Source organism: Brevibacterium sp. AGC70 (assembly GCF_057334195.1).
This window is the reverse complement of record NZ_JBHFIH010000015.1, coordinates 152,322-154,712: the sequence shown is the minus strand read 5'-3', so window position 1 is coordinate 154,712 and position 2,391 is coordinate 152,322. Positions and strand designations below refer to the sequence as shown.

At 61.1% G+C, this 2,391-nt stretch carries 1 protein-coding gene; it reads left to right on the top strand.

Annotation, left to right across the window (positions count from 1 at the left end):
• Positions 1-405: 405 nt before the first annotated feature.
• Positions 406-2,268 carry a molecular chaperone DnaK gene (gene dnaK / locus ACE03M_RS13620; protein WP_485934466.1) on the top strand — a complete coding sequence of 621 codons (1,863 nt, stop codon included), beginning with the start codon at positions 406-408 and terminating at the stop codon, positions 2,266-2,268.
• The last annotated feature ends 123 nt before the right edge of the window (positions 2,269-2,391 follow it).

Here is a 2,391-nt window from a genome sequence, read left to right as displayed (position 1 = left end):
GCCGCCACCGGAGGTGCAGTATCGGAACGCTACGTTGCGAACGACCATATGTTCATGGTCCTCGATTGACAGGTGCGTGAGAAATTTGACACGCCATGGCCAAGAAAGTGAGAAAGTGACAACTTAAACGAGAACCTACAAGAGCGATCCCACAAACTTTTTCTCTCTCGTGGAATAAACCCTCACTCCGCAAAGTTGAGTCTAGCGTACGCAACTTTAATGATGCCGGGCTTGACTGCTCGGATCACGAAGATAATACTTGAGTGCAGTTGGCTCAATGTGTGCGGTCGAGTGGGTCCATCGCTCGTCCCCGCAGCAGGAAATGCTGTGGAAGCCCGGTGGTGGATCCGCCCGATCGCACACATTCGAGTCGAGATCACTCACGATATGTAAGGAGACAACGTTATGGCACGTGCAGTTGGAATCGACCTCGGAACCACGAACTCCGTCGTCACAGTCCTCGAAGGCGGTGACCCCAAGGTCATCGCCAACGCGGAAGGCGGTCGCACGACCCCCTCCGTCGTTGCTGTCAACAAGAACGGCGACTCCCTGGTTGGCGAGATCGCCAAGCGCCAGGCCGTCACCAACATCAAGAACACCGTCGCCTCGGTCAAGCGCCACATGGGCACCGACTGGACCACCGAAATCGGCGGCAAGAAGATGTCGGCCCCTGAGGTTTCGGCTCGCATCCTGCAGAAGCTCAAGCACGATGCTGAGGAATACCTGCAGGAAGACGTCACCGACGCAGTCATCACCGTTCCCGCATACTTCAATGACGCCGAGCGTCAGGCCACGAAGGATGCCGGTGAGATCGCAGGACTCAATGTCTCGCGCATCATCAACGAGCCCACCGCTGCAGCTCTGGCCTACGGCCTCGAGCGCGGCAAGGAAGACGAGACCATTCTGGTCTTCGACCTCGGTGGCGGCACCTTCGACGTCTCCCTGCTGGAAGTCGGCAAGGACGAAGACGACTTCTCCACGATTCAGGTCCGTGCGACCTCAGGCGACAACCGCCTCGGCGGCGACGACTGGGACCAGCGCATCGTCGACTGGCTCGTCGGTGAGGTCAAGAACGGCTACGGCGTCGACCTGAGCAAGGACGCGACCGCAATCCAGCGTCTGAAGGAAGCTTCGGAGCAGGCCAAGAAGGAACTCTCCTCGGCCACCAGCACCAACATCTCACTGCAATACCTGTCGATGAGCGAGAACGGACCCATCCACCTGGATGAGACCCTGACCCGCGCGAAGTTCGAGGACCTGACCAAGGACCTCCTCGAGCGCACCAAGGCTCCGTTCCACGCAGTCATGAAGGACGCAGGCGTGTCCGTCTCCGAGATCGACCACGTCGTCCTCGTCGGCGGTTCGACACGTATGCCAGGCGTCTCCGCCGTCGTCACCGAACTCACCGGAGGCAAGGAGCCCAACAAGGGCGTCAACCCCGATGAGGTCGTCGCGATCGGCGCAGCCGTGCAGGCCGGTGTCCTCGTGGGCGAACGCAAGGACGTTCTGCTCATCGACGTCACCCCGCTGTCGCTCGGGCTCGAGACCAAGGGCGGCGTGATGACCAAGCTCATCGAGCGCAACACCCCGATCCCGACCAAGCGCTCGGAAACCTTCACCACGGCCGAGGACAACCAGCCCTCCGTGTCGATCCAGGTCTTCCAGGGTGAGCGCGAGTTCACTCGCGACAACAAGAACCTGGGCACCTTCGAGCTGACCGGCATCGCCCCAGCTCCTCGCGGCGTCCCGCAGATCGAGGTCGCCTTCGACATCGACGCCAACGGCATCGTGCACGTGTCGGCCACCGACAAGGGCACCGGCACCGAGCAGTCGATGACGATCACCGGCGGTTCCGCACTGCCGAAGGAAGACATCGACCGCATGGTCAAGGAAGCCGAGGAGCACGCGGACGAGGACAAGAAGCGCCGTGAGGCCGCTGACACTCGCAACAATGCGGAGAACCTCGCCTACCAGACCGAGAAGCTCATCACCGACAACGAGGACAAGCTGCCCGAAGAGGTCAAGACCGAGATCAACTCGGACGTTGAGGCTCTCAAGGAAGCTCTCAAGGGTGAAGACGACGACGCCGTGAAGACGGCCTACGACAAGCTTGTCGCCAACCAGCAGAAGATCGGCGAAGCCATCTACAACCAGCCAGGTGCCGAAGGTGCCGCTGGTGAAGAGGCAGCAGGCGATTCCGATGCAAGTGCTGACGACGATGTCGTCGATGCTGAGGTTGTCGATGAAGAGGACGAGGAGAAGAAGTAATGACTGCCGAGGGCAACGATCCGTCGTCCGAGGAGCCAGGCTTCACCTTCAGCGACAAGCGCCGGATCGATCCGGACACCGGCGAGCTCCGCCCCGAGGCCGACGCAGCGTCGGCCGCGGCGG

Coding starts and splice junctions, on each gene's coding strand:
- dnaK (WP_485934466.1), top strand. CDS start 406: ATGGCACGTGCAGTTGGAATCGACCTCGGAACCACGAACTCCGTCGTC.